This window comes from Streptomyces sp. NPDC048507, from assembly GCF_043199995.1.
GTDB lineage: Bacteria > Actinomycetota > Actinomycetes > Streptomycetales > Streptomycetaceae > Streptomyces.
The window spans coordinates 90185-116837 of the sequence record NZ_JBICWZ010000018.1; the positions used below are offsets into that span (position 1 = coordinate 90185).

At 73.3% G+C, this 26653-nt stretch carries 24 protein-coding genes; 10 read left to right on the plus strand and 14 right to left on the minus strand.

Features of this window, described 5'->3' with window-relative positions:
• The first annotated feature begins 76 nt into the window (after positions 1-76).
• Entirely contained in the window at positions 77-1234 is a 1158-nt protein-coding gene (locus ACGFXC_RS32335; protein ID WP_393718440.1) for a cystathionine gamma-synthase, read from the plus strand.
• Between the two features lie 22 nt (positions 1235-1256).
• On the opposite strand, the gene ACGFXC_RS32340 is transcribed toward ACGFXC_RS32335, so the two are convergent.
• The 3 genes from ACGFXC_RS32340 to ACGFXC_RS32350 form a co-directional block, all read right to left on the minus strand.
• On the minus strand, positions 1257-1508 hold the full coding sequence (locus ACGFXC_RS32340; RefSeq protein ID WP_393718441.1) for a hypothetical protein: 252 nt from the start codon (positions 1506-1508) through the stop codon (positions 1257-1259).
• Entirely contained in the window at positions 1505-2017 is a 513-nt protein-coding gene (locus tag ACGFXC_RS32345) for a sigma factor-like helix-turn-helix DNA-binding protein (RefSeq protein ID WP_393718442.1), read from the minus strand. Before ACGFXC_RS32345 ends, ACGFXC_RS32340 begins: the two co-directional genes overlap by 4 nt.
• Before the next feature lie 62 nt (positions 2018-2079).
• Entirely contained in the window at positions 2080-2601 is a 522-nt protein-coding gene (locus ACGFXC_RS32350; RefSeq protein WP_393718443.1) for a MarR family winged helix-turn-helix transcriptional regulator, read from the minus strand.
• A gap of 182 nt (positions 2602-2783) precedes the next feature.
• Between ACGFXC_RS32350 and ilvA the strand changes: the two genes are divergently transcribed.
• The 3 genes from ilvA (at position 2784) to ACGFXC_RS32365 (ending at position 6128) form a co-directional block, all read left to right on the plus strand.
• The gene (gene ilvA, locus ACGFXC_RS32355) at positions 2784-4016 is read left to right on the plus strand and encodes a threonine ammonia-lyase (protein ID WP_393718444.1); all 1233 of its coding nucleotides are present in this window, start codon (positions 2784-2786) and stop codon (positions 4014-4016) included.
• A gap of 226 nt (positions 4017-4242) precedes the next feature.
• A complete protein-coding gene (locus ACGFXC_RS32360; protein ID WP_393718445.1) occupies positions 4243-5274 on the plus strand; it encodes an ATP-binding cassette domain-containing protein in 1032 nt (343 codons plus the stop codon).
• Entirely contained in the window at positions 5271-6128 is an 858-nt protein-coding gene (locus ACGFXC_RS32365; RefSeq protein ID WP_393718446.1) for an ABC transporter permease, read from the plus strand. Before ACGFXC_RS32360 ends, ACGFXC_RS32365 begins: the two co-directional genes overlap by 4 nt.
• Positions 6129-6261: 133 nt before the next feature.
• Here ACGFXC_RS32365 and greA read toward each other — a convergent pair whose 3' ends face one another.
• Positions 6262-6759 carry a transcription elongation factor GreA gene (greA, locus tag ACGFXC_RS32370; RefSeq protein ID WP_393718447.1) on the minus strand — a complete coding sequence of 166 codons (498 nt, stop codon included), beginning with the start codon at positions 6757-6759 and terminating at the stop codon, positions 6262-6264.
• Between the two features lie 239 nt (positions 6760-6998).
• Complete coding sequence (locus ACGFXC_RS32375; RefSeq protein WP_393718448.1) at positions 6999-7412, minus strand: DUF4307 domain-containing protein; 414 nt, start codon at positions 7410-7412, stop codon at positions 6999-7001.
• 106 nt (positions 7413-7518) lie between these two features.
• Between ACGFXC_RS32375 and mca the strand changes: the two genes are divergently transcribed.
• The gene (gene mca, locus ACGFXC_RS32380) at positions 7519-8400 is read left to right on the plus strand and encodes a mycothiol conjugate amidase Mca (RefSeq protein WP_393718449.1); all 882 of its coding nucleotides are present in this window, start codon (positions 7519-7521) and stop codon (positions 8398-8400) included.
• 2 nt (positions 8401-8402) lie between these two features.
• On the plus strand, positions 8403-8642 hold the full coding sequence (locus tag ACGFXC_RS32385; RefSeq protein ID WP_393718450.1) for a hypothetical protein: 240 nt from the start codon (positions 8403-8405) through the stop codon (positions 8640-8642).
• Positions 8643-8818: 176 nt separating this feature from the next.
• On the opposite strand, the gene ACGFXC_RS32390 is transcribed toward ACGFXC_RS32385, so the two are convergent.
• On the minus strand, positions 8819-12100 hold the full coding sequence (locus ACGFXC_RS32390; protein ID WP_393718451.1) for a tetratricopeptide repeat protein: 3282 nt from the start codon (positions 12098-12100) through the stop codon (positions 8819-8821).
• Between the two features lie 177 nt (positions 12101-12277).
• Positions 12278-12844, minus strand: coding sequence for a Uma2 family endonuclease (locus ACGFXC_RS32395; RefSeq protein WP_393718452.1), 567 nt, complete (start codon positions 12842-12844; stop codon positions 12278-12280).
• Positions 12845-13030: 186 nt separating this feature from the next.
• On the opposite strand from ACGFXC_RS32395, the gene ACGFXC_RS32400 reads away from it, so the two are divergent.
• Both ACGFXC_RS32400 and ACGFXC_RS32405 read left to right on the plus strand, forming a co-directional pair.
• Positions 13031-15085 carry a thioredoxin domain-containing protein gene (locus ACGFXC_RS32400; RefSeq protein WP_393718453.1) on the plus strand — a complete coding sequence of 685 codons (2055 nt, stop codon included), beginning with the start codon at positions 13031-13033 and terminating at the stop codon, positions 15083-15085.
• 215 nt (positions 15086-15300) lie between these two features.
• Positions 15301-16488 (plus strand): GtrA family protein, encoded by a 1188-nt coding sequence (locus ACGFXC_RS32405; RefSeq protein ID WP_393718454.1) that lies wholly within the window; start codon positions 15301-15303, stop codon positions 16486-16488.
• A gap of 17 nt (positions 16489-16505) precedes the next feature.
• Here ACGFXC_RS32405 and ACGFXC_RS32410 read toward each other — a convergent pair whose 3' ends face one another.
• A complete protein-coding gene (locus ACGFXC_RS32410) occupies positions 16506-17195 on the minus strand; it encodes a hemolysin III family protein (protein WP_393718455.1) in 690 nt (229 codons plus the stop codon).
• Between the two features lie 220 nt (positions 17196-17415).
• On the opposite strand from ACGFXC_RS32410, the gene ACGFXC_RS32415 reads away from it, so the two are divergent.
• Positions 17416-19248: a phosphoenolpyruvate carboxykinase (GTP) gene (locus ACGFXC_RS32415; RefSeq protein WP_393718456.1), complete on the plus strand. Its 1833-nt coding sequence runs from the start codon at positions 17416-17418 to the stop codon at positions 19246-19248.
• A gap of 72 nt (positions 19249-19320) precedes the next feature.
• On the opposite strand, the gene ACGFXC_RS32420 is transcribed toward ACGFXC_RS32415, so the two are convergent.
• Genes ACGFXC_RS32420 through ACGFXC_RS32435 form a run of 4 tightly spaced genes read right to left on the minus strand, consistent with a single transcriptional unit; the run spans position 19321 to position 23894 of the window.
• Positions 19321-19947: a hypothetical protein gene (locus ACGFXC_RS32420; RefSeq protein ID WP_393718457.1), complete on the minus strand. Its 627-nt coding sequence runs from the start codon at positions 19945-19947 to the stop codon at positions 19321-19323.
• A complete protein-coding gene (locus ACGFXC_RS32425) occupies positions 19934-21601 on the minus strand; it encodes a substrate-binding domain-containing protein (protein ID WP_393718458.1) in 1668 nt (555 codons plus the stop codon). Before ACGFXC_RS32425 ends, ACGFXC_RS32420 begins: the two co-directional genes overlap by 14 nt.
• Positions 21598-22797 carry a toxic anion resistance protein gene (locus ACGFXC_RS32430; protein WP_393718459.1) on the minus strand — a complete coding sequence of 400 codons (1200 nt, stop codon included), beginning with the start codon at positions 22795-22797 and terminating at the stop codon, positions 21598-21600. The genes ACGFXC_RS32425 and ACGFXC_RS32430 overlap by 4 nt, the downstream gene beginning before the upstream one ends.
• Entirely contained in the window at positions 22794-23894 is a 1101-nt protein-coding gene (locus ACGFXC_RS32435; protein ID WP_393718460.1) for a hypothetical protein, read from the minus strand. Before ACGFXC_RS32435 ends, ACGFXC_RS32430 begins: the two co-directional genes overlap by 4 nt.
• 144 nt (positions 23895-24038) lie before the next feature.
• Between ACGFXC_RS32435 and ACGFXC_RS32440 the strand changes: the two genes are divergently transcribed.
• A complete protein-coding gene (locus ACGFXC_RS32440) occupies positions 24039-24440 on the plus strand; it encodes a hypothetical protein (RefSeq protein WP_393718461.1) in 402 nt (133 codons plus the stop codon).
• Between the two features lie 85 nt (positions 24441-24525).
• On the opposite strand, the gene ACGFXC_RS32445 is transcribed toward ACGFXC_RS32440, so the two are convergent.
• Both ACGFXC_RS32445 and ACGFXC_RS32450 read right to left on the minus strand, forming a co-directional pair.
• The gene (locus ACGFXC_RS32445; RefSeq protein ID WP_393718462.1) at positions 24526-24924 is read right to left on the minus strand and encodes a hypothetical protein; all 399 of its coding nucleotides are present in this window, start codon (positions 24922-24924) and stop codon (positions 24526-24528) included.
• Between the two features lie 127 nt (positions 24925-25051).
• The gene (locus ACGFXC_RS32450) at positions 25052-26263 is read right to left on the minus strand and encodes a pyridoxal phosphate-dependent aminotransferase (protein ID WP_393718463.1); all 1212 of its coding nucleotides are present in this window, start codon (positions 26261-26263) and stop codon (positions 25052-25054) included.
• Positions 26264-26653: the final 390 nt, after the last annotated feature.

The window sequence follows — 26653 nt, forward strand, 5'->3', positions numbered from 1 at the left end:
GTGCGGGTCAGCGGCCTGCCAGCGCACCGTCAGGCCGGGAGAGGACCGCGGCCCGCCCGGGGCATAGCATCTGCCCATGAGCGACGACAGCCACGAGCACCAGAGCTTCGAGACCCGCGCGATCCACGCGGGCAACACGGCGGACCCGCGGACCGGCGCGGTCGTGCCCCCGATCTACCAGGTGTCCACGTACAAGCAGGACGGCGTGGGCGGACTGCGCGAAGGCTACGAGTACAGCCGCAGCGGCAACCCGACCCGCACCGCGCTGGAGGAGAACCTCGCGGCGCTGGAGGGCGGCCGGCGCGGCCTCGCCTTCGCGTCCGGGCTCGCCGCCGAGGACTGCCTGCTGCGCACGCTGCTCTCGCCGGGCGACCACGTGGTCATCCCCGACGACGCCTACGGCGGCACCTTCCGCCTCTTCGCGAAGGTCGTCTCCCGCTGGGGCGTGGAGTGGTCGGTGGCCGACACCTCCGACGCCGATTCGGTGCGCGCGGCGCTGACCCCGAAGACCAAGCTCATCTGGGTCGAGACCCCCTCGAACCCGCTGCTCGGGATCACCGACATCGCCGTCATCGCCGACATCGCCCGCACCGCCGGCGCGAAGCTCGTCGTCGACAACACCTTCGCCTCCCCCTACCTCCAGCAGCCCCTGGCGCTCGGCGCCGACGTGGTCGTGCACTCGCTGACCAAGTACATGGGCGGCCACTCCGACGTCGTCGGCGGCGCCCTGGTCACCGCCGACGAGGCGCTCGGCGAGGAACTCGCCTACCACCAGAACGCGATGGGCGCGGTCGCCGGGCCCTTCGACTCCTGGGTCGTGCTGCGCGGCATCAAGACCCTCGCCGTGCGCATGGACCGGCACGCCGAGAACGCCGCCAAGATCGTCGAGGTGCTCCAGCGCCACCCGAAGGTCACCAAGGTCCTCTACCCGGGCCTGCCCGAGCACCCGGGCCACGAGATCGCCGCGAAGCAGATGCGCAACTTCGGCGGCATGGTCTCCTTCCAGGTCGCCGGCGGCGAGGAAGAGGCCGTCGCGGTCTGCGGCCGCACCAAGATCTTCACCCTGGCCGAGTCCCTCGGCGGCGTCGAGTCCCTCATCGAGCACCCGGGCCGCATGACCCACGCCTCGGTGGCCGGGTCGGCCCTGGAGGTCCCGGCGGACCTGATCCGCGTCTCCGTCGGCATCGAGAACGCCGACGACCTGATCGCGGACCTGACCCAGGCCCTCGGCTAGCCACCGCTTCCCCCCTGGAGGGCTACCAGCCCTCCAGGGGCGGGGAGACGTCGCTCGGCGGCGAGGCCCAGGGGTGGGTCAGTGCCGCCCACACCGCGAAGGCCAGCGCCGCCGCGCACAGCACCGTCCAGCCGAACCGGCGCAGGGCCCGGCGGCGGCGCAGCATGCGTCTGCCCTGCGCCTTGGCGGCTGCCGCCAGACCGGCCGGGACCGCCGGGTGGGGTCCCTCCAGCAGCGCCCTGACCTGCGATTCCTTACGGTCGAAGGGGCTCATGCGGCCGTCTTCCGGCCGGGTGCCGCCCGCATCGCGGCCACGGCCCGGTTGCAGATGGCCTCGACCCGTTCGGGGGCCAGCCCCAGCTGTGCGGCGGTGACCTCCTCGGCGACGCCCTCGTAGATCCGCATCACCAGGACGAGCCGCTCCGGCGGGCTCAGCCGCGCCAGCACCCCCGTGCCCGGGCCGATCCGCCGGGCGGTGCGGGCGTAGGCCGCGCACAGCTCCTGGCGGGTGTGGTCGTAGGGGTCGTCGCCGCGCAGCCGCTCCCAGTGGGCGTACGTACGGGCCAGCGCCCCGGCCAGCAGCCGCCGCGCGGCGGGCGCCCCGGCGGGCGTTCCGCCCGATGCCTCCGCCCCGGCGGCTCCGGCGGCTCCGGCCGCTCCGGCCGCTGCGGCCGCCGGTTCGGCGGTCAGCAGGACGGCGACGTGCAGCAGCCGCCCCGCCGCGCCCGCGACGAAGGCCTCGAACTCCGGGTCGCGCCCCGAACGCCGTTCCACGGCACCCATGGTGGGGCCGGTCCCACCACCCCGGTCAAGGGGTCGGACGGGGCCGGATCACGCGGGTTCGCTCAGGAGGCCGGGCCGCCCTCGGCCGCCGCGGCCATCAGCTCCGACAGCGACAGGTTGAAGCGGGTCAGCAGCTTCGTGAACGCCTCGCGCTCCTCCTCGTCCCAGCCCGTGGTCACCCGGGCCATCAGCTCGCGCCGCGAGGAGCGGACCTCCTCCAGCCGGGCCAGCCCGCGGGCGGACAGCGCGAGCACCACGGCCCGGCCGTCCTCGGGGTGCGAGGTGCGCTTGACCAGACCGCCGTCGACGAGCGGGGCGACCTGGCGCGTGACGGTGGACGAGTCGATGCCCATCCCTCCGGCCAGCGCTTTCACGCCCATCGGGCCTTCCAGATCGAGGCGGTTCAGCAGCAGGTACGCGGCGCGGTCCATCGAGTTGCGGGCCTGGCCGACCCCGCCCAGGCGGGTCTGTTCGGCCCGCCGCGCGAAGACCGCGACCTGGTGCTGGAGCGCGTCGAGGAGACCGGATCCGGCGGGCGCTTCGGCCGCCGCGGGCAGGTCGGAACTGGCCGGGATGGAGGGCATGGCCGTGGGCTCTCTTCGCGTGGGGCCGACAAGGATGGGGGACAGAGTACGCGGCCGTACGGCGGCTCGTACGCCGCGTACGAGAACTCGTACGGCGCTTGGGTCCGGGCACCCCGCCGCCGTTCCGCATGGCGAGATTTCGCCCCTGAGCCGGGACCTGCGCGGGCTGCGAGACTGGCCGCATGAACTACCGCGTGCCCGAGCCCGTTCCGCAGGTCATCCTCGACGACGTCCGGGGGGCCCAGAAGATGCTCTCCGGGGTCTCCCGGGTCACCGCGATGGAGGGCAGCCGGCACCTCTCGGCGCTGACCGGCTCCCCGGTCCACTTCAAGTGCGAGAACCTCCAGCGGACCGGCTCGTTCAAGCTGCGCGGTGCCTACGTGCGCATCGCGGGCCTGCGGCCGGAGCAGCGCGCGGCGGGCGTCGTCGCCGCCAGCGCCGGCAACCACGCGCAGGGCGTCGCGCTCGCCTCCTCCCTGCTCGGGGTCCGCTCCACGGTTTTCATGCCGGTCGGCGCCCCGCTGCCCAAGGTGGCCGCCACCGAGGAGTACGGCGCGCAGGTGCGCCTGCACGGCCAGGTCGTCGACGAGACCCTCGCGGCCGCCCAGGAGCACGCGGACCGCACGGGGGCGGTGTTCATCCACCCCTTCGACCACCGCGACATCATCGCCGGGCAGGGCACGGTCGGCCTGGAGATCCTGGAGCAGTGCCCGGAGGTCCGTACGATCCTCGTCGGGATCGGCGGCGGCGGGCTCGCGGCCGGGATCGCCGTCGCGGTGAAGGCGCTGCGCCCGGACGTGAAGGTGATCGGCGTGCAGGCGGCGGGCGCGGCCGCCTACCCGCCATCGCTCAAGGCCGGTCACCCCGTCTCGATCGACGACCCCGCGACCATGGCGGACGGCATCAAGGTGGGCCGGCCCGGCGACGTCCCCTTCAGGATCATCGGGGAGCTGCTGGACGACGTCCGCACGGTCTCCGAGGACGCGCTCTCCAGCGCCCTGCTGCTCTGCCTGGAGCGGGCCAAGCTGGTCGTCGAGCCGGCCGGCTGCAGCCCGGTGGCCGCGCTGCTGAGCGAGCCCGAACGGTACGGGGGCGGGCCGGTCGTGGCCGTCCTGTCCGGCGGCAACATCGACCCCCTGCTCCTCCAGCGCATCCTGCGCCACGGCATGGCCGCCGCCGGGCGGTACCTCTCGCTGCGGCTGCGCGTGACCGACCGGCCGGGCGCCCTCGCGGGGCTGCTGGGGGTGCTGAGCACGGTGGACGCCAACGTGCTGGACGTCAGCCACGTACGGACCGACCCGCGCCTCGGGCTCACCGAGGTCGAGGTCGAGCTCCACCTGGAGACCAAGGGCCCCGAGCACTGCGCGCAGGTCGCCCGGACCCTGCACGCCGCGGGCTACCCGGTCACGGGCTGAAGGCCGAGGGCCGAGGGCGGGGGCCGAGGGGGGAAGCGGGCCGCGGCCCGGGGGCGGCGTTCCGGAAAGCCGTGGCGGATCGCGATATGACGCGATACGGTGCCGGTGCGCCGGGCGAGGACCGTCCGGCGCGCCTAGGATTCGCGTAGGAACGCCCCGATTTCGGCAGCTCCGTCGTCGAACGTCGCCGCGCCCCTACGGCCCGATCGACTCTGGGAGCACCCTTATGCCAGGCGCCATCTACGCCGAAGGTCTGGTCAAGACCTTCGGCGACGTACGGGCTCTGGACGGAGTGGACCTCGATGTCCCCGAAGGCACCGTGCTGGGCCTGCTCGGCCCCAACGGCGCCGGAAAGACAACGACCGTCCGCGTCCTGACCACCCTCCTCCAGCCCGACCGCGGCCGCGCCGTCGTCGCCGGGATCGACGTGCTCAAGCACCCCAACGAGGTCCGCCGCTCCATCGGCCTCTCCGGCCAGTTCGCCGCCGTCGACGAATACCTCACCGGCCGCGAGAACCTCCGGATGGTCGGCCAGCTCTACCAGATGAGCGCCCGCGCGGCGAAGGCCCGCGCCGTCGAACTCCTGGACCGCTTCGGCCTCACCGAAGCCGCCGACCGCACCGCCAAGACGTACTCCGGCGGCATGCGCAGGCGCCTCGACCTGGCCGCCGCCCTCGTCGTCCGCCCGCCCGTGATGTTCATGGACGAGCCCACCACCGGCCTCGACCCGCGCAACCGCCAGGCCCTGTGGGACGTCATCGAGGAACTCGTCGCCGGCGGCACCACCCTGCTGCTCACCACCCAGTACCTGGAGGAGGCCGACCGCCTGGCCCACGACATCGCCGTCGTCGACCAGGGCAAGGTCATCGCCCGCGGCACCTCCGACCAGCTCAAGGCCCAGACGGGCGGCGAACGCGTCGAGGTCGTCGTCCACGAGCGCGACCACATCGCCACCGCCCGCCAGGTCCTCGCAGGCTTCGGCAAGGGCGAGGCCACCGTCGAGGAACACACCCGCAAGCTGACCGTGCCGGTCTCCGGCGGCGCCAAGCTCCTCGCCGAGGTCATCCGCGAACTCGACTCCCGGGGCATCGAGATCGACGACATCGGCCTGCGCCGCCCCACCCTCGACGACGTGTTCATCTCCCTCACCGGCCACGCCGCCGAGCGCGGCGCGGACGAGGACACCACGGCCGGGGCCGAGGCCGGGTCCGGTGACGGGTCCGGGTCCGAGGGCCCGCGGAAGGAGGCGGCGAAGTGACCGTCACGTCCCCGGCTGCGGAACCCGCGGCCCCCCGCCCGCGCGGCGGCGTCACCCAGGGCGTCCGGGACTCCCTGGTGATCGCCAAGCGCAACCTCATCCGGATGTCCCGCATCCCCGAGGTGATCATCTTCGGCGTCATCCAGCCGGTGATGTTCGTCGTCCTGTTCAGCTACGTCTTCGGCGGGTCCATCGCCGTCGGCGGCAGCACCTCCCCGGCCGACTACCGCGAGTTCCTGATGGCCGGCATCTTCGCCCAGACCGTCACCTTCGCCACCGCCGGCGCGGGCGCGGGCGTCGCGGACGACATGCACAAGGGCCTCATCGACCGCTTCCGTTCCCTGCCCATGGCCCGCGGCGCGGTCCTCACCGGCCGCACCCTCGCCGACCTCGTCCAGACCACGCTCACCCTCGTCGTGCTGGCGGCGGTGGCCCTGCTCGTCGGCTGGCGCACCCACACGAGCGCCGGCGAGGTCCTCGGCGGCTTCGCCCTGCTGCTCCTGCTCGGCTACGCCTTCTCCTGGATCGGCGCCCTGATCGGCCTGTCCGTGCGCACCCCGGAGGCGGCCACCTCGGGCGGACTGATCTGGCTGTTCCCGCTCACCTTCATCTCGAACGCCTTCGTCCCCTCCGACAACATGCCCACCTTCCTGCGGCACATCGCGGAGTGGAACCCCTTCAGTGCCACCGTCCAGGCGGCCCGCGAGCTCTTCGGCAACCTCCCGGAGGGCTACCCGGTCCCCGCGGCCTGGCCGATGCAGCACCCGGTGCTCGCGTCGGTCCTGTGGTCGGTGCTGATCATCGCCGTGTTCCGCACCCTCGCGGTCCGCAAGTACCGCTCGGCGACCGCCTGACCCCCCCGGGAGCGCGACGGCGCCCGCCTCCCGGACGCGGCCGCCCGGACGCGCGTGAGCCCCCGCCGGATCGGTCCGGCGGGGGCTCACGCGCAGGTGCGCACTGCCCGGGGGCGGGCAGGGAGGGGGGTGATCAGCCGGTGAAGGGCTTGACCGCAAGGATCTTGACCGCGGCCTTCTTGCCGTTCGGCAGCTCGTACTCGGCGTCCTCGCCGACCGTCTTGCCCATCACGCCGCTGCCCAGCGGGGACTGCGGGGAGTAGGTCTCGAAGTCCGACGACGCGTACTCGCGGGAGGCCAGGAGGAACTCCAGCGTGTCGTCCTCGTCCCCGTCGAAGGCGATCGTCACCAGCGTGCCCGGGGCGACGACGCCCTCGGCGGCGGGCGCGGTGCCGACCTTCGCGTTCTCCAGGAGCTGCGTGAGCTGGCGGACGCGGAGCTCCTGCTTGCCCTGCTCCTCCTTGGCCGCGTGGTAACCGCCGTTCTCGCGCAGGTCGCCCTCTTCGCGGGCGGCCGCGATCTTGCCGGCGATCTCCGTGCGTGCGGGACCAGAGAGGTAGTCCAGCTCGGCCTTCAGCTGGTCGTACGCCGCCTGGGTCAGCCAGGTGACGCTCTCGCTCGTCTGGGTCACGGGTGCTCCTCGTCGGTACAGGGGAATACAAAGCCGCCAGCGGCGGGCGAAACCACGAGCCTAACAATTCGGGAAGAAAAGGGGGAGGACACCATGTGTATGAAGTGTGTCATCGCACCCGGCGCCCGCGCGGTACCGCCTGGTGGCAGCGGTCGCCGGTGCTCGAAATCGGTGCGGACGCGGTCCTCGGCCTGCGCGTGTTCCCACCGGTGGGCGGGGACCGCGGCGGCCCCGGGGGGTCAGCCCGCCGAGCCCGCGGTCTGGCAGCCGACCAGTTCGATCATCGTGGCCCGGCCGGTGGTCTTCAGCGTGACCATCTCGTCCACGCGCGAGTCGCGCTGCGCGAAGGTGAAGTCGGCGCGGCCCACCTCGCCGTGCTGCTCGTCCTGGGACATGAGCGTGCACACCCCGGTCACCGAGGCCTCCTTGCGGACCTCCAGGTGCACCTTGACCTCGGAGTCCGACACGATCTGGAACTTGATCACCTCGGCGCTGACCGCCTGACCGCCGACGTAGTCCCAGCCGATCCAGCCGACCACACCCAGCAGGACCACCCCGAGCACCGATCCGACGATCTTGAGCCCCCGGTCCGCACGCTCATCCGCCGAGCGGCCGTAGCGGCCCTCGGGCAGTCCTTCGCGCACCGCGCTCATGATCGTTCCTCTCGCTGGGGAGGGTGAGGTACCCCTGGAATTTTCCGCCCCCCGATTCGGTCACTATAGAAGTCGCCCGTCGCGCCGAATCACAGAGGATCCTGTCTTGACCGAGCAGCTTCGACTGATGGCCGTCCACGCCCACCCCGACGACGAGTCGAGCAAGGGCGCGGCCACCATGGCCAAGTACGTGTCCGAAGGAGTGCCCGTCCTGGTGGTGACCTGCACCGGCGGTGAGCGCGGCTCCGTACTGAACCCCAAGCTCCAGGGCGACAAGTACATCGAGGAGAACATCCACGAGGTGCGCGCCAAGGAGATGGACGAGGCCCGCGAGATCCTCGGGATCGAGCAGGAATGGCTGGGCTACGTCGACTCCGGCCTGCCCGAGGGCGACCCGCTGCCGCCGCTGCCCGAGGGCTGCTTCGCGCTCGCGGACGTCGAGGAGGCCGCCGGCGAGCTGGTGAAGAAGATCCGCGCCTTCAAGCCGCAGGTCATCACCACCTACGACGAGAACGGCGGCTACCCGCACCCCGACCACATCATGACCCACAAGATCACGATGGTGGCCTTCGACGGCGCGGCGGACGCCGACAAGTTCCCCGAGGCCGAGTACGGCACCCCGTACCAGCCGCAGAAGCTGTACTACAACCAGGGCTTCAACAAGCCGCGCACGATCGCCCTGCACGAGGCGCTCCTGTCCCGCGGCCTGGAATCGCCCTACGGGGAGTGGCTGGAGCGGTGGAAGGAGTTCGAGCGCAAGGAGCGGACCCTGACCACCCACGTGCCCTGCGCCGACTACTTCGAGATCCGTGACAAGGCGCTCATCGCGCACGCGACGCAGATCGACCCCGACGGCGGCTGGTTCCGCGTCCCGATGGAGATCCAGAAGGAGGTCTGGCCCACGGAGGAGTACGAGCTGGCGAAGTCGTTCGTCGACACTTCCCTCCCCGAGTCCGACCTCTTCGCGGGCATCCGGGAGAATGCGTAGCTATGAGCGCTACGCAGGCAGCATTCACCCAGCTCCTTCCGCTGGCCGCCGACACCTTCGACAAGAACAAGGTGACCCCCGGGCTCCTGGGCTTCATCGTGTTCGCCGCCCTCGCCGTCGGCGTCTGGGGTCTCATGAAGTCCATGAGCCGGCACATGGGCCGGGTCGACTTCAAGGAGGCCCCGGAGCCCGCCGCGGCGGCCCCCGCCAAGGCGAAGGCCAAGGGTACGAAGGCCCCGTAGGCCGGTAGGCCCCGCAGGCCCGCGGGCGCCGTCCGGCCGGGCGGCCCGCCCGGCCTGCCGCTCCGGGACCCGGCGCGGCGTCGGGGGCCGCGGCGGCCGGCGCCGTACGGACGGGCGCGCGTACGCGGCGCCGCCCGGCCCGGCCCGCCGCCGTGCGGGCCGCGCGGCGCCCGAGCTCACTCCGCGGCGGGTGCGGACACCGGGACCCCCATGACCTCCCGCGCGTGCAGGTCCGGCACCATGCCCAGGCGCCACGCCTGCCAGCCCTCCGCCGGATCCACACCCCGGTCCAGGACCACCCCGTACGTCTCCAGGCAGTCCGCCAGCCGCCCGTCGCGCAGCGGATGCGGGGACTGCGCCAGCCGGTCCAGTTCCGCCCGCGCCTCCTGCGGCGCGGCCTCCGCCGCGTACGGCAGCAGCGTGCAGCGCAGGAAACGGGCCCAGTCCTCGCCCCGCCGGTCCCCGTAGGAGATGAACAGCCGGGTCGCCTCCTCGCACAGCACCAGCGCCTGCGACACCCGCCCGTTGCCCGCGTCGACCACGGCGAGCTCCAGACAGGTCCAGGCCTCCCCGTGGGCCAGCCCGATCCGCCGGAAATCGGCCCGGGCGTCCATCAGCAGCTGGCGGGCGAAGCCGGAGTTGCGCAGGTTGCCCGTCTGCGCGGCCCGCTGGTCGCGGGTGACGCGGCCCGAGTGGTACCGGGCGTGCGCCAGCCCGTACACGTCCCGCATCCGCGAGAACATCGTCCGGGCCCGCTCCAGCTCGCGCACCGCCCGGTCGCGCTCCCCGTCCTCCTCCAGCGCCTGCCCGAGGTAGTACAGCGTCCAGGCCTCGCCGCGCGCGTCCTCCGCCAGCCGGTGGCGGGCCAGTGCGTCCCGCAGCCGCGCCAGCGCCCCCGCCGGATCCCCGTCGACCACCCGGGCCCGGCCCAGCTGGGTCAGCGCCCACGCCTCGCCCCGGTCGTCGCGCGTGCGCCCGTACAGCTCCAGCGCCCGCCCCAGCTCCGCCTCCGCACGCGGTACGTCGCCCAGCCGCAGGTGGACCTGGCCCAGCTGGAAGTGCGCCCAGGCCTCGCCGTGCACGCTCTCGCTCTCCCGGTGCAGGGCCAACGACTCCTCCAGCAGGGCCATCGCCTCCGCCAGGTGCGCCCGGTCCCGCTCCACCGCCGCCAGCGCGTGCAGCCCCCAGGCCCGGTCGCCCGCCAGCTCCGCCGGCTCCTGGAGCACCAGCGCCTCCCGGATGCGGGCCGCCGCCTCCGGCAGGTTGCCCTGGTGGTGCAGGGTGATGCCGAGCGAGACCAGCGCCATGCCCGCGCCCGCCTCCTGCTCCGCCTCCCTGTACTGGTCCACCAGCGAGGTCAGGGTGGTGCGGGCCTTGTCCAGCTCGCCGAGCTGGCGCGCGGCGATGCCCGTGCGCCACTGCACCGACCGGTTCAGCCGCCCGCCGTCCACCGCCCGCGTCAGCTCGTTGATCTCGCCGAGCCGGTACAGGTCCCCGCGCAGCAGGCAGAAGTCGCACAGCGCGCCCAGCAGGTCCAGCACCGCCTGCTGGTCCACGCCCTCCGAGTGCCGCAGCGCCGCCGTGATGACGCTCGACTCCTCGTCCAGCCAGCGCAGCGCCGCGTCCAGGGAGGCGAAGCCGTGCCCGCCGAACTGGTGGGCGCGCGTCGACATCTTCCCGTCGACCATCCGGATCACCGCGTCCGCGAGCTGCGCGTAGTCGCGGATCAGCCGCTCGTGCGCGGCCGCCGCCTCGGCCCGGTCCTCGTCCGCCGCCAGCCGTGACGCCGCGTACGCCCGTACCGCGTCGTGCATCCGGTACCGCTCCCCGCGTACGAGGTCCAGCAGGCCCGCCTCGGCCAGTTCGCGCAGCAGCCGCCCGGCCTCGGCCCGGTCCGCGCCCGCCAGCGCCGCCGCCGCGGCGGCGCCCAGGGAGGCCCGGCCCGCCAGCGGCAGCCGCCGCAGCAGCCGACGGCGCTCCTCCGGGAGGCGTGCGTACGCCAGGTCCAGGGCGTGCTCCAGCGAGCCGTCGCCGCGGTCGCCGCTGCCGCTGTCGCTGCCGGCGCCCGCGCCGCCGCCGAGGTCCGAGGCCCGTGCCGAGCCCAGCGGGGCCAGCGCGCGCAGCGCCAGAGGCAGCCCCGCGCCCAGCTCCAGCAGCCCGGCCGCGGCCGCCTCGCCCGGGACCGCGCCGCCCGCCGCCCGGGCCCCGGCGGCCAGCACCTCGGCCGCCTCCGCCCCGGCGAGGCGCACCACCGGCAGCTGGTGCACCCACGCCGACAGGCCGGCCGGCAGCTCCAGCGGCTCCCGCGCCGTCACCAGCACCAGGCTCTCGGAGCGCTCCGGCACGAGCGCGCGGACCTGCTCCGGATCCACCGCGTCGTCCAGCACCACCGTCACCGGCAGCCCCTGGAGGTGCTGGTGGTACAGCTCGCCGAGCCGGCGCACCTGCTGCTCCGCCGTGGCCCCCTCGCGGAAGAGGAGCTGCTCGCGCGGGGCACCCAGCCGGTTCAGCAGGTGCAGCAGCGCCTCCCGGGTGGGCAGCGGAGCCTCCCCGGGGGCGGTGGACCCGCCGCGCAGGTCCACCAGGCAGGCCCCGCGGAACTGGTCCCGCAGCGCGTGCGCCGCCCGCAGGGCCAGGGCGCTACGGCCCACCCCCGGCTCTCCGTACAGGACCACCACCACCGGCCGGGTCTCGGTGCTGGCCCGGGCGGCCTGGACCCACTGGGCGATCCGGGTCAGCTCCGCGCGGCGGCCGGTGAACAGCCCGCCCGCGTCCGGGAGCTGCCCGAAGGACTGCTCCAGCATGCCGCGCCGCCGGGCCTCGGCGCTGCGGTCACTCCCGCGCAACGACGCCGCCCCGCCGCCGGGGCCGCTGCCGTTCGCCGCCCCCGCCGCCTTCGCGGCCTTCGCCGCCTTCGCTCCGGGCGGGACGGGCCGTACCGGGCGCTGCTGCTCCAGGAAGGGACGTACGCCGCGCACCTCCAGCGCCGTCAGCCACTGCAGCCGCAGCTGCGCGGCCCCGCCGGGGCGGCCCGCGGCCCCGGCGCGGCGGTTGGCGGCGGGCAGGTGCACCGCCGCCACCTTGGCGGCGGTGGTCGCCGCCCCGGCGACGCCGACGACGATGCCCGCGCTGAGCGCCGTACCGGCGGCGACGCCGAAGGCGAGGTCCGCCCCGGCCGCCGCGACGGCCGCGACGGCCGTCACCAGCAGGGCCGTCGAGGTGCTGCCCTGCCGGAAGGCCTCCCCGAGGGACTGCTGCCCGGCCGCGTCCGCGTCCAGGGCCGCCACGTAGGCCGCGTACTCCGCGGCCGCCGCCGCGCCGAGCCCCCCCAGGGCCTCCCGGCCGCGCGCCAGCAGGGCCTCCCGGTCGACGGGCGCCCCCGCCCCCGCCCGCCGGACCTCCTCCTCGACGGCCCGGGCCAGCAGCCGTTCGGCCTCTTCGCGATGGCTGTCCCGCATCGGCATCCTCCTCGGAGAGCTCCGTGCAACGTGGCCCAAGTGTGCGGCGGGACCACCACGAGCGCGAGGAATCTGAGCTAGTTCAGAGGGAGTTGACAACTCCCCGGTCACAGCCGCACATATATGCACCCCCACCCGCCCCGCGAAGGGCGCCGGAAGCGGGGCGGCCGCCGTTCCTCACACGACCCCGAGATCGACCGTGAGGGAGAACGGGGCGGTGGCCTTCACCGTGCCGGTGAACATCTCGCCGTCCCGGTACGCCTTGGTGGCGGGGTCGAGGACGTAGGTGTAGACGATCGGGACACCGGTGACGGCCTGTTCGACCCGCCAGTAGAAGGGGATGCCGGCCTTGGCGTATTGGTCGACCTTCACGATCCGGTCCGTCGTCTCCGAGCCTGGTGACACGACCTCGACGACCAGGAGTACGTGCTCGGGGCGGGTGGGGCTGAGGTCGATGGTCTCCGCCCGGTAGACGATGACGTCCGGGCGGCGGTTGGTGAGCGGAACGTCCTGGAGGCGGACGTCGAAGTCCGTGTCCGCGTTCCAGTCGGGGCCCGCGGCGGCGTCCAGGGCATTGGCCAGGATGCGGGCCAGCCGGTTGTGCCGCTTCGAGGCGCTCGGACTCACGACGACCATCCCGTCCACGATCTCGATGCCGGCGCACTGCTCTTCTGACCAGGAGTCGTACTGCTCCGCGCTGATCTGCGAATGCATCCACGCGGGCGCCACCATCTCGGCGGTCATGGTGTACCCCCTTCGAGGAACCCCGGCAGGTCCGGGCGCTGCGGTGTCCAGCCTACTGTCGCGAGGGGCCTGGCGGCCCGCTGCGGAAGGGGCTGGAGAGGGGGTGGCTGCGATCGTTTGAGACAGGCGGGCGGGCTCGCGAGGGTTCCACCGGTCGTGGCGGGACGTTGTGAGAGGCTGAGCCGCATGAACCGGTTGGCTGGTGTGACCTCGCCTTATCTGCTTCAGCACGCGGACAATCCCGTCGACTGGTGGCCCTGGACGCCGGAGGCGTTCGAGGAGGCGCGGCGGCGGAACGTGCCCGTGCTGCTGTCGGTCGGCTACTCGGCGTGCCACTGGTGCCACGTCATGGCGCACGAGTCGTTCGAGGACGAGCTGACGGCCGCCTACATGAACGAGCACTTCGTCAACGTCAAGGTGGACCGCGAGGAGCGGCCCGACGTCGACGCCGTCTACATGGAGGCCGTGCAGGCCGCGACCGGGCAGGGCGGCTGGCCCATGACCGTGTTCCTGACCGGCGATGCCGAGCCCTTCTACTTCGGCACCTACTTCCCGCCCGAGCCCCGGCACGGCATGCCCTCCTTCACACAGGTGCTCGAAGGCGTACGGGCCGCCTGGACCGGCCGGCCCGAGGAGGTCGCCGAGGTCGCCCGCCGGATCGTGGGGGACCTGGCCGGACGGCAGCTGGACTACGGCAAGGCCACCCCGCCCGGGCCCGAGGAGCTGGCGGGGGCCCTGCTCGGGCTGACCCGCGAGTACGACTCCGTGCGCGGCGGCTTCGGCGGCGCACCGAAGTTCCCGCCGTCCATGGTGCTGGAGTTCCTGCTGCGCCACCACGCCCGCACCGGCTCGGAGGGCGCCCTCCAGATGGTGACCGACACCTGCGAGGCCATGGCCCGGGGCGGCATCTACGACCAGCTCGGCGGCGGGTTCGCCCGGTACTCGGTGGACCGGGAGTGGGTGGTCCCGCACTTCGAGAAGATGCTCTACGACAACGCCCTGCTGTGCCGGGCCTACGCCCACCTGTGGCGGGCCACCGGGTCGGCCCTCGCGCGCCGGGTGGCGCTGGAGACGGCCGACTTCATGGTCCGTGAACTGCGCACCGAGCAGGGCGGGTTCGCCTCCGCGCTCGATGCCGACAGTGCCGACCCGGTGACCGGTGAGCACGTCGAGGGGGCCTACTACGCGTGGACGCCCGCGCAGCTCGCCGAGGTGCTCGGCGAGGACGACGGGGCGTTGGCGCAGGCGTACTTCGGGGTGACCGAGGAGGGCACCTTCGAGCACGGCGCGTCGGTGCTGCAACTGCCGCAGGACGGGCCCGCCGTGGACGCCGGGCGGGTCGCCGGGATCAGGGCGAGGCTGCTGGCCGCGCGGGCGCAGCGGCCCGCGCCCGGCCGGGACGACAAGGTCGTCGCCGCCTGGAACGGGCTGGCCGTCGCGGCGCTCGCCGAGTGCGGGGCGTACTTCGAGCGCCCGGACCTGGTCGAGCGGGCCACCGAGGCCGCCGATCTCCTCGTACGGGTCCACATGGACGGCTCCGCCCGGCTGGCCCGCACCAGCCGCGACGGCAGGGTCGGCCCCCACGCCGGGGTGCTGGAGGACTACGGCGACGTCGCCGAGGGGTTCATGACGCTGGCCTCCGTCACCGGTGAGGGGGTGTGGCTGGAGTTCGCGGGGTTCCTGGTGGACCTGGTCCTGGCCCGCTTCGCCGCCGAGGACGGCTCGCTCTACGACACCGCGCACGACGCCGAACAGCTGATCAGGCGGCCGCAGGACCCCACCGACACGGCTGCCCCGTCCGGCTGGACGGCCGCCGCGGGGGCGCTCCTCTCGTACGCCGCCCACACCGGCTCGGAGCCCCACCGCACGGCGGCCGAGCGGGCGCTCGGGGTGGTGCAGGCCCTCGGGCCGCGCGCCCCGCGCTTCATCGGGCACGGCCTGGCGGTGGCGGAGGCGCTGGTGGACGGGCCGCGCGAGGTGGCCGTCGTCGGGAGTGCGCAGGATCCGGCGCTGGCCGTACTGCACCGGACCGCGCTGCTGGGGACGGCTCCCGGCGCGGTGGTGGCGGCCGGGCCGGCGCTCGGCGCGGACGGCGGCGGGGCGGAGTTCCCCCTGCTGGCCGGGCGCGAGCCGGTGGACGGCCTGCCGACGGCGTACGTGTGCCGGCACTTCGTCTGCGCGCGCCCGACGACGCAGCCGGCCGAGCTGGAGCGTCAGTTGGGGTCCGCCGACGGCCGCTGAGGCCGGGGCGGGGCCCGGGCTCCCGGGCTCCCGGGCTCCCGAACCCCCGCGTCCTCGTCGGCGACGCACTGCGGCTCGACGCTGTTCACCCCGGTGTTGCACCCACGGCGGGCGCCGGCCGGTTCTACAGGGCGGACCTCGACCCGGCCGTCACCACGACCCGGCCGTCACCACGACCCCGTCGCACCGATCGTGAGAGTGGGAGCTGAACCACCATGAGCGAGGACCTGTGGCCGCCGCGCGCCCTGGACCGCCCGCAGGCCGCCGGCGTGCGGGCCTGCGCACCCGGCGGCGTCACCGTGCTCATCCCGACCCGCGACGAGGCCGGGTCCGTACGGGAACTGCTGGGCGGGCTGCGCTCGGCCCTGCCCGCGCGGCCGCCCTGTGAGGTGCTCTTCGCCGACGGCTCCGCCGACGCCACCCCGGCCGCGATCGGGGAGGCGGCCGCGGGCTGCCCCTTCCCGGTGTCCGTCCTGCACCGGTCTCCCGCCGAGGGGGGTCTCGGCCGGGCCGTCGCCGAGGGGGTCGCGCGGGCCGGGTCCGAGTGGATCGTCGTCCTGGACCCCGCTCTGCGGTACCCGCCCCGCCTGGTCACCGAACTGGTCGCCGAGGGCGTCCGCAGCGGCGCCGACCTGGTCGTCGCCTCCCGCGCGGGCGACGGCCCGGCCGGGTCCGCCGGGGGGCGCCGGCCCGCCGTCTCGCGCGGTGCGGCCTGGCTGGCGAAGGTCCTGTTCCCGCGTGCCCTGCGCGGCATCGGCGACCCGTTGAGCGGCTGCTTCGCGGTACGCCGCTCGGCAGTCGCCGCGCTCACCACCGACGGGCCCAAGCCGGTCGGCCGCCGGATCCTGCTGGAGGTGGCCGTGCGCTGCCGCCCCGCGCGGACCGCCGAGATCCCCTGCGCCGTGCCCGGCCGCGCGACCGGGGAGCCCGGTTCCGGCGCCCGCGAGGGGCTGCGCCTCCTCGCGCAGCTGGCGGCCCTGCGCTCGGCGAGCCCGCTCGCCCGCATGATCGGCTTCGGCCTGATCGGGCTCTCCGGCTTCGCCCCGAACCTGCTGGCCCTGTGGCTGCTCACGCACGCCGGGGTGCAGTACCTGGCGGCCGAAGTCCTCGCCAACCAGGCCGGGGTGGTGTGGAACTTCCTCCTGATCGAGGCCCTGCTCTTCCGCGACCGCCGCCGCCACCGCCACTGGGCGGACCGCGTCGGGCGCTTCGCGCTCCTCGCCAACGCCGATCTGCTGCTGCGGATCCCGCTCATCGCGCTGTTCGTGACCCGCCTCGGCCTCGGCGTCCTGCCCGCGACGGCCCTCGCGCTCGTGACCACCTTCGTCCTGCGCTTCGCCGCCACCGAGGCCCTCGTCTACCTGCCGCGCGGCCCGCGGGCGCCCGCCCCGCCCAGGGGCTGAGCCGCGCGGCGCGGGGCTCAGTGCTGGTAGGCGGCGAGCGAGATGCCGACGTAGTGGGCCACGAAGGCCGCCAGCGTCAGCGAGTGGAAGACCTCGTGGAAGCCGAAGAAGCGGGGCGAGGGGTTGGGGCGCTTGATGCCGTAGATCACGCCGCCCACGCTGTAGAGCAGCCCGCCGACGATCACCAGCACCAGGACGGCGATGCCGCCGGTGCGCAGGAAGTCGGGCAGGAAGAAGACGGCGGCCCAGCCCATCGCGATGTAGCAGGGGGTGTAGAGCCAGCGCGGGGCGCCGACCCAGAAGACGCGGAACGCGATGCCGGCCGCGGCCGCGATCCACACCGCCCACAGCAGGGTCCGCCCGGTGGAGTCCGGCAGCAGCAGGACGGTGAGCGGGGTGTAGGTGCCCGCGATGATCAGGAAGATGTTGGCGTGGTCGAGCCGCCGCAGGATCGCTTCGCCGCGCGGCCCCCACGTACCGCGGTGGTAGACGGCGCTGACGCCGAAGAGCAGGCAGGCGGTCAGGATGTAGACCCCGCAGGCCACGCGGGCCCGGGTGGAGTCCGTGAAGGCCATCAGCGCCAGGCCCGCGATCACCACGGCGGGGAACATTCCGGTGTGCAGCCAGCCGCGCATCAGCGGCTTGGCCTCGGTCTCCGCCTCCGGCACTGCCGGTGAGGCCGCTACGGCGACGGCGTCAGAAGTCATGGTCCACATGCTACCTACGGGTCCGTAGGTTTCCGTTAGTCCTCTTTACGGAAGATTGACGGACGTGGCGATGCTCACGTGAGAGGCCCTCTGGACATATGCGCACACGCACCGGATGATCAGATGAGTGCGGTCGGCACCGGATGAGCGGAGCGCGAAGCATCCGGGTCGCAGCCCCCACGGGGCAAACACCAAACAAACCCCTCAACAAGGAGCAATCGTGGCGCGCGACAACGCGGCTCCCACTTCCGTCCCGACCACCCACCGGGAACTGATCGCCTGGGTGGAGGAGATCGCAGCCCTCACCCAGCCGGACCGCGTCGTCTGGTGCGACGGCTCCGAGGACGAGTACGAGCGCCTGTGCGAGGAGCTCGTCTCCAAGGGCACCTTCAAGAAGCTCGACGAGACGACGCGCCCGAACTCGTACTACGCCGCCTCCGACCCCTCCGACGTCGCGCGCGTCGAGGACCGGACCTTCATCTGCTCCGAGAAGGAAGAGGACGCGGGCCCGACCAACCACTGGAAGGCCCCTTCCGAGATGAAGGAGCTCTTCGCCGGGCAGGAAGGCATCTTCCGCGGCTCGATGAAGGGCCGGACGATGTACGTCGTCCCCTTCTGCATGGGCCCCCTCGGCTCCGAGCTCTCCGCGATCGGCGTCGAGATCACCGACTCCGCCTACGTCGCGGTCGCCATGCGCACGATGACCCGCATGGGCAAGGCCGTCCTCGACGAGCTCGGCACCGACGGCTTCTTCGTCAAGGCCGTCCACACCCTCGGCGCCCCGCTCGCCGAGGGCCAGGCCGACGTGGCGTGGCCCTGCAACACCACCAAGTACATCTCGCACTTCCCCGAGAGCCGCGAGATCTGGTCCTTCGGCTCCGGCTACGGCGGCAACGCCCTGCTCGGCAAGAAGTGCTACGCCCTGCGCATCGCGTCCGTCATGGCCCGCGACGAGGGCTGGCTCGCCGAGCACATGCTCATCCTGAAGCTGACCCCGCCGGCCGGCGAGGGCGAGGCGAAGTACATCGCCGCGGCGTTCCCGAGCGCCTGCGGCAAGACCAACCTCGCCATGCTGGAGCCCACCATCCCGGGCTGGACCGTCGAGACCGTCGGCGACGACATCGCCTGGATGCGCTTCGGCGAGGACGGCCGCCTCTACGCGATCAACCCCGAGGCGGGCTTCTTCGGCGTCGCCCCCGGCACCGGCGAGCACACCAACGCCAACGCCATGAAGACGATGTACGCCAACACCGTCTTCACCAACGTCGCGCTCACCCCGGACGGCTCCGACGTCTGGTGGGAGGGCATGACCGAGGAGGCCCCGGCCGAGCTCATCGACTGGAAGGGCAACGCCTGGACCCCGGAGTCCGGGACCCCGGCGGCCCACCCCAACGCCCGCTTCGCCGTCCCGGCCTCGCAGTGCCCGACGATCGCCCCGGAGTGGGAGGACCCCAAGGGCGTCCCGATCTCCGCGATCCTCTTCGGCGGCCGCCGCGCCTCCGCCGTGCCGCTGGTCACCGAGTCCTTCGACTGGAACCACGGCGTCTTCATCGGCTCGAACATCGCCTCCGAGAAGACCGCCGCCGCCGAGGGCAAGGTCGGCGAACTGCGCCGCGACCCCTTCGCCATGCTGCCGTTCTGCGGCTACAACATGGGTGACTACATGGGTCACTGGGTGGACGTGGCCAAGGGCAAGGACCAGGCGAAGCTCCCCAAGATCTACTACGTCAACTGGTTCCGCAAGAACGACGCGGGCAAGTTCGTGTGGCCCGGATTCGGCGAGAACAGCCGCGTCCTGAAGTGGATCGTCGGCCGCCTCGACGGCACCGCCGAAGGCGTCGAGACCCCCATCGGCGTCCTGCCGGCCGAGGGCTCCCTCGACCTCGACGGCCTCGACCTCCCGGCCGAGGACCTCGACTTCCTCCTCACCGTCGACAAGGAGGTCTGGCGCGAGGAGGCCGCCCTGGTCCCCGAGCACCTGAACACCTACGGCGACCACACCCCCAAGGAGCTGTGGGACCAGTACCACGCGCTCGTCGAGCGCCTGGGCTAGCCCCGGCCCCACCCCCCCCCAGAACCGCGGCCGGCTGTCCCCGGCCGCAGGGCTGACGCGGGAGTCCCCGACCTAGGACTCTCTGCGACCTTCCAGATAGGTCGTGTGCGTCTGCTGACGGCGGGCCTCCGTTTCACGGAGGTCCGCCGTCACGCGTTCCGCCTCCTCCAGCAGCAGCGCCAGCTGCCGCTCCAGGTGCCGCTCCGGCGACTCGCCCCCCGGCGTCAGCCGCGTCCACCACCGCGTCCGGCTGTACGTGTCCACGCACTCCGGCACGTCCAGCCGGATCGCCCGCGACAGCGTGTGCACCGCCTCCGGCTCGGTGGCCAGCACGTCCGCCACCCACCCCGGGTCCAGCAGTGCCGCGTACAGCTCCAGCAGCTCCGTCAGCCGGGCCTCGGCCGCCGCCGGCAGCTCCACCTCCGCCACGTACGCGCGCAGCCGCCCCAGGTCCTCCCGTACGACGCCCAACTGCTCGGCCGGCTCCGGGAAGTGCGGGGCGTCCACCCGCCGCGGCGGGGCGATCAGCGCGCCCGCCCCGTACAGGCCCGCGACCACCGCCGGCCAGTACGCGCCCGCCACCCCGGCCAGGGTCAGCCCCAGCCCGGCCAGCCCGCACACGCAGCCCGCCAGGTTCTTGCCCGACTCCAGATAGGCCCGGACCCGCCCCGGCCCGGCCGGCCCGCTACTGGTAGCCACGGATCTCCTCGAAGGCCCCGTCCAGCGAGCCGTTGCCGTCGGTGGCGTCGAAGAGGCGGCCGCCCGTCAGTTCGGTGATGTGCGTCAGTTCCTTGCGGTCGGAGTCCCCGAACAGCACCGCGAAGACGGGAGTGTGCTTCTGCCCCTCGGGCAGCCCCGCGTAGAAGGAATCGAAATCCTGCACCTTGTCCCCGCTCTGCCCGTCCGTCATGAGCACGATCGAGGTGAACGCGTCGGCGTTCCCCTGCCCCAGGTGCTGGTACGCGGCCTTCAGGCTGCCGTACACGGCCGTGCCCCCCTCCGGGCGGAGGGAATTCACGTCACCACGGATCGCGTCCAGGGCAGCCCCCGGAGCCCCCGGCTCGACGACGTGCGTCAGCACCTGCTTCACCTTGTCACCGAAGGGGAGCAGAGTCACCTCCTCGCGATCCCTGAATCGCTCGCCCGTGCCCGAACCGCCGCTCCCCGTCAGCTCGGTGAGCGCCGACTTCAGCCGCCCGATCCGGCCCTGCTCCGCCATCGACCCCGAGGTGTCCAGCACGTACACCGTCCGCGAGGGCCGGCGCAGCTCGTTCTCGTACGAGGCCAGCAGCCCGTCCGCCACCGACCGCGTCCCCGGGAACGGCAGCTCCCGCCGCTTCTCCGCGTCCAGACCGGGCGCCGGAGCCACCCCGGCCGCCACCGGGCGCCGCAGCGTCTTCTCCGTGATGGCCTTCTGCGCCGCGTCCCCCCGCAGGTACTCCGTCAGCAGCCGGCCCGACTCCCGCGCCCCGGCCGGGGCCGAGGTCAGCAGCGTCAGCGGGTAGTGCGCCGTCACCACCCCGTCCCTCGGCCGGATCACCGTCAGCGGCGCCTTCGCCCCGGCGTTCATCGACAGCAGCACCGACTCGTAGTTCACCAGCGCGTCCACGTCGCCGCGCTTCGCGTACGCCGTCACCAGCCAGCCCGAGGAACCCGACGTCAGCTTCTGCCCCTTGAAGAACTCCCGCAGCCGCGGCCGCGCCGCGCCCACGTCGGCGTCGGTCAGCGCCGACTGCGCCCCCGACAGCCCGGAGGCCACCGAAACCAGCGCAGAGAAACCGGAGTTGGAGTGCACCGGATCCGTCATCCCGTACGTCAGCTTCCCGGCGGCGACGGCCTCCTCGACCGCCGACCACGTCACCTCCTGCGGCTTCCACCCCAGCCGGGCCACCGCCTCCGGCTTCACCCCGATCGCGACCGGCGAGGACATCACCGGGGTCTCGTTCGCGAGCTTCGCCGCCGCCTCCGGACGCAGCCGCAGGTAGTCGTTGGACGACAGCCACACCGCGTCGAACTTCCCGTCCGCCCTCCCCGACGCCACCTGCTCCGCCGCGTCCAGCGTCCCCGACCAGGTGAAGTCCACCGACACGCCGGTGGCCGCCTTCGCCGCCTTCAGGACCGGCTCCATGTCGGAGAGCTCGCTGGACGCCAGCACCCGCAGCCGGCCCTCCTTGTACTCCTGCGGCTGCGGCCCGCCCGAACCCCCCGAACCGCCCGAACCCCCCGAACCGCCCGACGCAGTCGAAGGCTCCTGCGAGGTACAGGCCGCCGCCCCCAGCAGCGTCGCCGCCAGGGCCACGGCCGCCGCGAACCGCCGGCCCGCCCGCGCCCCGCGCACCGTACGCCCGCTCATCGCTCCCCGCCTTCCGGGGCGCCCGCGTTCCGCGTCCGGGCCAGGTGGACCGAAGCCGCCTGGAGCTCACCGGTCAGGGACTCCACGGTCGCCGCCATGTTCTCCGTGGCCTGCGCCTTGAAGGTGTCGATCGCGTCCAGGGTCTGATAGATCTGCGCGAAGGCCGTCCGCAGCGTCTCGGCACCCACCGCCGGGTCCGCGGCGATCCGCTGGATCCCCCCGCTCTGCGTGGACAGCATCTGCGCGTTCCCCCGGATCAGCTCCTCCGTGGTCCCCTTCAGCGCGTTGACCTGCTCGACCACCGCGCGCTGGGTGTCCAGCGCCGACGCCAGCATCACCGCGATCCGCAGCGCGGACACCGTGGTCGTCGCCGCCCGGTCCACACCCTTGATCAACTCGTCGTTGTTGCGCCGCACCACGTCCATCGCCAGATAGCCCTGCGCGCTCACCGCCAGCTGCGTCAGCAGGTCCTGGTGCTTCTGCCGCACCGGGAACAGCACGTCCGCGCGCATCGCGTCCGCCGCCCCCGGATCGGTCAGCTCCTCCTGCGCGATCCGCTGCCCGACGGCCGCGTCCAGGGCCTCGGTCAAGGCCGCGTACTCCTGGAGCTTGCCCATGGTCTCCCACAGCCGGGCCCGCTCCGTGTGCAGCGCCGCGTTGTCGCGCCGCAGCTCGTCCTGGCCGCCGCGCAGCGCGCCGACGATCCGGTTCAAAGTGGCCTGCGAGGAGGCGTACTTGGCCACGTGGTCGCGCAGCCGGCTGCTGCCCGGCAGCTTCGAGAACAGCCTGCCCAGCCCCTTGGCGGGAGCGTCCCGCGGATCGAGGTCCTCGACGGTGCGCCGCAGCTCGACGAGCGAACCCGCGACCCGGGCCTGCGCGTCACCGGCCCCGTCCGCGCCCAGCGCGCGCACGGCCCGCTCCAGCATCCGGTTGGACTGCTGGGCGGCGCTGCGCACGTCGGCCGAACCCAGAGCGGTGATCTCGCCGATCCGGGCGGCGAACTCGGGCGAGCGGACGTCGGTCCCGGCCAGCCGGCCCACGTACTCCCCGGCCCGCCGGGCCACGTCGTCGCGCACCCCGTCCGCCAGCGGGACCAGCCCGGAGGCCTGTTCGCGGCGTACGGGGGCGACGGGCTCCGGCGCGGTGAGGACGAGCGGAGCGTCCTCGGGCGGTGTCGGTGTCGGTGTCGGTGTCACGGCGTGTCCCCCTGTCCCTTGGCGCGGGCGGCCAGCGCCATCAGCACCTTGACGGTCGGCGCGCCGACCTGGCGGATGCCGGTCAGCCCCGGGTTGAGGTACCCGGCGTACGGCGCGGTCGCCGCGGTGAACTCGGCCACCCCCTCCTGGGGGCGGAACCCGTGCCGTACGGCCAGCTCGCGCAGCTTGGGATCGGTGGCGAGCAGCGTGCCCAGCTCGCGCGCCTTGTCGTCGAGCGGCACGAAGGTGTGCGGGGAGTTGACGGTGGTGTCCGGATAGAGCACCACCATGTCGTCCGTCCCGCCGCCCGCCTGCTTCTGGATCAGCAGCGAGGCGACCTGCGACTCGTAGGCGAGGATCAGCGGCTCGCCGCTGCCGCTGATGAAGGCGCGGAAGGGGTCGTCGGTGCTGGGCTCCAGGGCGCCCTGGACCGAGATCAGCTTGCGCAGGAGGGGTGTGGTGCGGGCGATCCCGGCATCGTCGGAGACGACGGTGCCGTTGTTGGCGACGTTGGAGGTCGCGGCGATGAACAGGGCGCCCGAGTTGGAGGTGGCGGGGTCGGTGGTCTTGATGAACACCGTGCCGGTCAGTTCGGGGTAGGCCGCCGAACCGGGCAGCTGCTGCCAGGTCCGGTCCTCGCCCGCGGCCTTCAGGTAGGGGCCCATCAGAAGGGTGCCCGAGTTCTTGCCGGACATCTTCACGAGCCCGCCGTCGGCGAGCACCTTGGCCGCGTTGGCCCGGGCGATCACGACGAGCGGGGAGAAGAAGGGCTTGGCCGTCTGCGCGCCCTTCACCCCGGCCGCGGCTTCGATCTCCTGCGCCGGTTCACTGCTGCCGGGGAAGGCGAAGTCGTAATCCTTGAGGGCCAGTTGGTCCATGGCCCAGGATCCCGAGGTTTCGGTCTTCACGGTGAAGCCCTTGGCGGCAAGGGCCTTGCCGACGTCGGGGTCGCGGAAGAAGTCCGACTTCTCCGACCCGATGACGCCGCGCACGCTCGTCGTTGGCGTGCCTCCGGCTCCTTGTCCCCCGAAGAAGATGACGGCGATCACGCCGCCGATCAGGAGGACCGCCAGAGCGATTCCCAGGTTGCGTCTCACGAGGGGCAGCGTGCTCGCGGAAACCCACATTCCGCGGCGGTTCGCATGAACGTCGGGTGTCCAGGCGGTCCCACTTCGAAATGCTGTGTGGGCCCGTGGGTGCTGGTGGGCCGGGCGGGGGCCCGGGAGGATCGTGCCATGGGCGTGAGCGCGTTGAAGTGGCAGGGCTGGCTGGTCGGCCTGATGGGGCTGGCGGGATTGCTGGTGTTCGCCCCGCTGGGCCTGTACGTATGGGCCAGCGGCGGAGCGGCGGTGCCCCCGCCGCAGCCGGACGTACGCGTGACGTCCTGCCGCGTGGACCCGGCGAGCCACCGGGTGGCGGCGACGGTGGAGGCGACCGTGGGCGAGCGCGGGGAGGGCTCGTACGTGATCACGGTCGAGTTCCGCGACCGGCGGACCCCGGGCCCCGCCACCCGTACGTCCCAGTCCCTGGTCCGCGTCCCGGGCTTGGCTCCGGGCTCCCCGTCCTACGCCGAGGCCATCGGGCCGCCCTGGCCCCCGGGCGCGACGCCGTGGTGCGGGGTGGCGGGAGTGGAGACGGGGTGAGGCATTCCCCGGCCGCGCCCGCGCGCCGGCGCGGGGAGGTTCGTGGCACCCGGTCCGGAGCCTCCGCGGCCCCGGACCGGGGCCGTCAGTGTGCGCCGGCCAGGTCGACGGAGTCGAGGGCGGCGGCGTGCGCGTCCATGCGGCCGGCGGCCAGGATCGCGGCGGTGGTGTCGGCGCGGGACGCGGCGACGAGCAGGGCACGGGCGGCGAGGTCGTGGGCGCGGCGGTGCAGGACGGCCGGGTCCTCGCCGCCGTGTTCGGCCGCGCGCGCCGGGCGGGCTCCGCGCAGCCGCGCCACCTGGGCGGCGATCTGCTCGGCGGCCTCGTCCAGCCCGAGCTCGTCGGTCAGGGCGAGCAGGGCCGACAGGTGCCCGGCGAGCTGGATGTCCAGCGCCTCGGCACGGCTGCGGTGCGGGTAGTCGTGCTCGCCGTGGCGGACGCCCTCGCGGTGGACGACCGGCTTGGAGCGGATCGGCTCGTACATGAGGAGGCCTCCTGCGTGGTCAGGAAACCCATCCTACATTGGAACCGGTCTAAAGTTGAGTTGAATCCTGGTGGAATGCGGGTGGAGGACCCGGGCTCCGCGCGCGGCGGCACCCGGGCCCCCGCCCCTACGGCTGCCCGTACCCGTCGAGGAAGTTCCCGATCCGCGTCACGGCGTCCGCCAGGTCCTTGGCGCTCGGCAGGGTCACGATCCGGAAGTGGTCGGGCTCGGGCCAGTTGAAGCCCGTACCGTGCACCACCATGATCTTCTCGGCCCGCAGCAGGTCGAGGACCATCTGACGGTCGTCCTTGATCTTGTAGACGGCCGGGTCGAGCCGCGGGAAGGCGTACAGCGCGCCCTTCGGCTTCACGCACGTCACGCCCGGGATCTGGGTCAGCAGGTCGTACGCGACGTTCCGCTGCTCCAGGATCCGGCCGCCCGGCAGGACCAGGTCCTCGATCGACTGCCGGCCGCCGAGCGCGGTGGCCACGGCGTACTGCGAGGGCATGTTCGCGCACAGGCGCATGTTCGCGAGGATCGTCAGGCCCTCGATGTACGAGGCGGCGTGCTTCTTCGGGCCGCAGACGGCCATCCAGCCGGCCCGGTATCCGGCGACGCGGTAGTTCTTCGACAGGCCGTTGAAGGTGAGCGTCAGCAGGTCGGGCGCGATGGCGGCGGTGTTGGTGTGCGTGGTGCCGTCGTAGAGGATCCGGTCGTAGATCTCGTCCGAGCAGACCACCAGGTTGTGGCGGCGGGCGATGTCCGTGAGCCCGCGCAGCATCTCGTCGTCGTAGACGGCGCCGGTCGGGTTGTTCGGGTTGATGATCACCATCGCGCGGGTGCGGTCCGTGATCTTCCGCTCGATGTCGGCGAGGTCCGGCATCCAGTCGGACTGCTCGTCGCAGCGGTAGTGCACCGCGGTGCCCCCGGCGAGGCTCACCGAGGCCGTCCACAGGGGGTAGTCCGGCGCGGGGACCAGCACCTCGTCGCCGTCGTCGAGCAGCGCCTGCATCGACATCTGGATCAGCTCGGAGACGCCGTTGCCGAGGTAGATGTCCTCGACGTCCAGCTCGATGCCCTTGGTCTGGTAGTGCTGCATGACCGCGCGGCGCGCCGAGAGCAGGCCCTTCGCGTCTCCGTAACCGTGGGCGTTGCCCAGGTTGCGCAGCATGTCCTCAAGGATCTCCGGCGGGCACTCGAAGCCGAAGGCCGCGGGGTTGCCGGTGTTGAGCTTGAGGATGCGATGACCTGCCGCTTCGAGCCGCATCGCCTCTTCGAGGACGGGGCCGCGGATCTCGTAGCAGACATTGGCGAGCTTCGTTGACTGGATCACCTGCATGACGGGAGCTTACGGGCCCCGCCCGCCGCCCGCTTCGCCATTTCGGACGGACGTGGGGGTGCGAAATGCCCCGTTTCGCGCGATGGGTGGGTGGCGGCCCCGTCCACCCTTTGAAACGGCGGCGGGCCGGGGGCGGGGCCTGCGGAATCGGGGAAGCCGGGGCGGGGTCGGCGGGAGTGTTGCGCTCGTCACCTTGGGGGAACTGACAACGGGGGTGGGGTCGGGGGTGGGCGGTGCACCCCCCGAGGGGGCCGGGAGGGTGCTGGGGGCTGCCCGTCAGTCCACTGTCCTTCCGCGTCGGGGCGGCCCGTCAAGGGCGCTCCTTCGTCGCGGCGCGTCGCGCAGGGCGGAGGCCCCCCCAGACCGGCCGGCCCCCCCCCCAAACCCCCA